General features: G+C 34.9%; 4 protein-coding genes. All 4 read left to right on the forward strand.

The genetic code is table 11. The features are described 5' to 3' along the window. Nucleotides 1-511, forward strand: a 511-nt coding sequence (locus K334_RS0112635; RefSeq protein ID WP_027445059.1) for an ABC transporter permease, incomplete at its 5' end; no start/stop codon positions are given. A gap of 77 nt (nt 512-588) precedes the next feature. Further along, nucleotides 589-1041, forward strand: a complete 453-nt coding sequence (locus K334_RS0112640; RefSeq protein WP_230586368.1) for a hypothetical protein — start codon at nt 589-591, stop codon at nt 1039-1041. 45 nt (nt 1042-1086) lie between these two features. After that, nucleotides 1087-1869 (forward strand): tetratricopeptide repeat protein, encoded by a 783-nt coding sequence (locus tag K334_RS0112645; protein WP_008449717.1) that lies wholly within the window; start codon nt 1087-1089, stop codon nt 1867-1869. Between the two features lie 65 nt (nt 1870-1934). Then, entirely contained in the window at nt 1935-4100 is a 2166-nt protein-coding gene (locus K334_RS0112650; protein ID WP_009012969.1) for a TonB-dependent receptor, read from the forward strand. The last annotated feature ends 100 nt before the right edge of the window (nt 4101-4200 follow it).

Here is a 4200-nt window from a genome sequence, read left to right on the forward strand (position 1 = left end):
TATCAAACAGTATTACACATCAGGAGTCATGAAGTTCATAAAAGTAATGCCTTACAACATCATTACTCATATTATCAGTTTGGTATTCAGCCGGATGATTTACATCCTGTTTTCTTTTGTAATACTGTTTATATTAGGTAGAGCCATATTTGGCGTGACATTAAACGTGCCGCAATACCTTTCCATACTGTCAGGATCAATATTGGGATTAATAGAGTTTTCTTTCTTGGGCTTACTGCTCTCTTTCACCAACATGAAAGCTGAAAGCGAAAAAGGATTAATCAACATCATCTATTTTGGACTGATATTTTTAAGTGACACATTTTATCCGATGACAGAAATAAATCCCGTATTCGAAGGCATTGTGGAATTCTCCCCGATTACGCCCGTGTTGAAAGTTCTCAGAGGTGATTATACCTATACATTGTATTTGGCTTTGTGGGCCGCGGCTTTCATGATAGCTTTCTATTTTTGTTTCAAAAGATTTCAAGTAAAAAGGAGTAAACAATGATCACATTTATAATTACTTTCATTATCCTGATGATGCTCCACGAACTGGCTCATGTATTGACAGCAAAGGCCGTAAATATGAAAATAGACAAAATAGGGGGCACTTGGAAACCTCTGCCTCATATTTATGTTTCTGTCATCAACGCACAAGTGTCTAATAAAAAGAATTTTTTATTCCTGATAAGCGGCAATGCTATGACATGGTTCTTATTCGTTATGCTAATGATTTACGGAAGTATGTTCAAAGTCCCTTATCCGGTTTATATGGCATTCGCCACTCAACTGATTTTCGAAACGAATCCATTCTTCTCGGATTACACAAAATTATTTTGCTATTACAAATACATGAAATGGTTAAAATTACAACTCAAAGTAGGTAACAAATTAACTTACAAAGAAATAGAGGCTAACCGTTCATTTATTATTCAAAAATATATGTATAGCAATATATGGTATTTGCAGTTCGTAGGCTGGGTATTTGTGGTGATTGCTCTATTATCACCTCACCTTTTACCTTCTATCATCCTGTGAATTGACATATATCTTTAATTTATCAACTCGTTAAAAAGAAAAAATATGAAAAAGTTTATCGTTTTGTTTGTTACTTTCTTTGCCATTGCAACTATCACTACAAGTACGCATGCAACCGGTATGAACCGTAATTCTTCTGTCGGAACTCCAGAGAATATATTAAATGGCATCCAAGACAAAATCGAGACAGCCATGAACAACTGTTTCGCCCGGAATTCCGTTTCTCCTCTTGACAGTATTTCCCAAAAGCTAAATAAACTGAAAAGTCAAAATAACATCGTACTTTATTGGAAATCTTACGTCAATTATTATAAAAGCGTCTTTTATGCAAAGCTGGGAGATAAAGACAAAAGCAAAAAAGCTATCAAAGAGGCATATATAACTCTGGAAAAAATGAATAACAAGAACTCGGAAGATTATGCATTGCTGGCTCTGACCCAAAGTTTTTATATACAATTCACTTCAGGAATGGCCGCCGGAGTCCTTTCATCTAAAATCACAAGAAATGCAGAGAAAGCTTTGAAGCTTGATTCAACGAATCTGAGAGGATGGTACGTTCTGGGCAGCAATGATTTCTATACACCCGCGAGTTTCGGTGGTGGGAAAAAAGTGGAGTATTATTTGAAAAAAGCTATTTCAACAGTGCCTAAAAGCATAAAAAACCCATATCTGCCTACTTGGGGAAGAGAATATGCTTTCGAACTATTAATCCGATATTACATCCAGAACAAAAAAATGAACGAAGCCAGGAAATATGTACAAATGGCGGAAAAAGAATACCCGAACAGTTACTTTATTGGTGAGTACAAAAAAATAATCAATAAATAAACCCTCCACCTACATAGGTAAGATAAAATCAAACGATTTATAAATAGCTAAATATCCGATCGAACATGAGAATAGACTTCCATTTATTCAGTTTGTTTCTCCTGTTTTTAATCAGGTCATCATATATATATGCGCAGGATGCGAATATACAGGGAAAAATAACAGATAAGAAAGGTGAACCTATATTGGCGGCCAATGTCTATCTGAAAAAAGAACCTGATAAGGGAACCATTTCTGATATAAATGGATATTTTATTCTCCGGTGTCAAAGCCATAGTTTCAACAATGATACGTTGATCATCTCTTTTTTAGGTCTGAAAACCAAAATCATTCCAACAGTGCACTTAGATACAAGCAAAGAGATATCAATCGTTATGGAAGAAGATCAACAGATGCTTGTAGAAGTAGTGATTATGGCTAATCCATCTTTATCAAGAGAATTCTCAATAAAAGAAGTTTCTAAATTTGATATTTATAATACCCCTTCTTCTGCCGGTGACGCATTGAAAATGGTCACTGTCCTTCCTGCATCCACCAATGTATCAGAAAGTGCCAATGTCGAATTGAGAGGAAGTGCCGGCGATATGTCAAGAGTGATGTTAAATGAAGTACCGGTATATAAACCCGTACGCAATTCCCAGATAAATGGAATCGGAAATTTCAGTCTGTTCAATACAGAAATGATAGAAGAGCAAAACGTCTATGCCAGTAATCCCCCATTGGTCTACAGCAATGCAACTGCGGGCCTGGTAGAGATAGGCACAATAAAGAAGTTGTCAGCAAGCGAAACGGCTCTCTCTCTATCACTTGCAAATATCGGTTTCCTCCACTCTCAGCCCATTAATAAAAAAAGTTTTCTTCAGATATATGGAAATTATCAATTTTCTAAACCTTATTTATGGGTCAATGCAAATAATAAGGATATTAATAAATTTTCATCAGAAGATACCGGTTTGAATTTTCATACAGAATTAACCAAAAGGTTAAGCATCAATCTTTATTCCTATTTTATTAATGAAAAGTATCTGGCTAATGATTATTCTTATACTTTTTCAGGGACAGTGGATGCAGGTAAAAGACGAAATTTCAATATTCTGAATTTCAAATACAAATTGGGCAAAGGATTTATCTCAATAAACAATGGCACAGACTTTTCAAACGAGGACTTTAAATTTGGCAATATTTTATCCAAGCAAAAGAACTGCTATGTATACAGTAACTTCGATTTCAAATATTATTTCACTCCGTCATGGAATTTACAATCCGGTTTTTCACATGAATATACCAAGCAAAATTACCGGAGCCGGTTTCCAAAGTATTATTTTGCGGTAAAACCTGAAAACCCAAGTTATTATTTTGAAAACAGTATATCAAACAACAACCTCGAATTTTATCTGTATAACAGAGTGCAGATCTTTAACGAATTAACTTTAGGTGTAGGAATCAGAAAAAATATACCTGTCAAGGAACAATCCGGATATTGGTCTTATCAAACGAACATAAAATATTCATTCAATAATTATAATTCTATATTGGCCTCTTTAGGGAAGTATAACGGATATGCAACCCCATATTACAACACACAGGAGTTTTCCTCCATATCAACGAGGCAGTATTCATTGGAGTATTCATTTTCGAGAAATGATTTCAATCTCCGGTTGGCTACATATCATAAGAAAGAAAATCTGAAGGAAAACTTTTCTGAAACAGATACTTCCGAAAGATTATTAAGAAAAATATGGGGAGCGGAAATCAGTATGAGTAAGAAATACGAAAATTTGACAGGTTCACTTGCATACACTTATCTCTATTCCAAATTCAGAAATGGGGGCAAATGGTATAACTCGTACAACCGGATGGACTATTTAATAAAAGCGTTTATTTCTTACTATCATAAGAAAGCAGGCACTGTCTCACTGTCTTGCTTAACCCGGCCCGGGCTTTATTATAGCCCGATAATAAATGCCGAGATAAATGAAACAGGGGCATACAAACCTTTATATGGCGATTATAATGTGAAACAATATTCAGGATATTGCAGCGTTGACTTCTCTTACAACAAAGTGCTGACCTTAAAATCATCCAATTTAATATTCTTTCTGACTGTCAACAACATCTTTGACATCAAGAATGAAAGCGCCATAATGTTCAGCGAAGACTATTCTACGATAACAGGATACAGACACTATAACAGACGTTCCATCTACACGGGAATGCAACTTCGTTTTTAAAACCATTTAGTAATGATAAAAAAATAACTTGGTATTTTTTTCTCTCTCTCCATGAAACCATATAGTTCCATTTCTGGAGTTTTTCATCAATTGAATACAC

It is taken from the genome of Segatella baroniae DSM 16972 = JCM 13447, from assembly GCF_000426585.1.
GTDB lineage: Bacteria > Bacteroidota > Bacteroidia > Bacteroidales > Bacteroidaceae > Prevotella > Prevotella baroniae.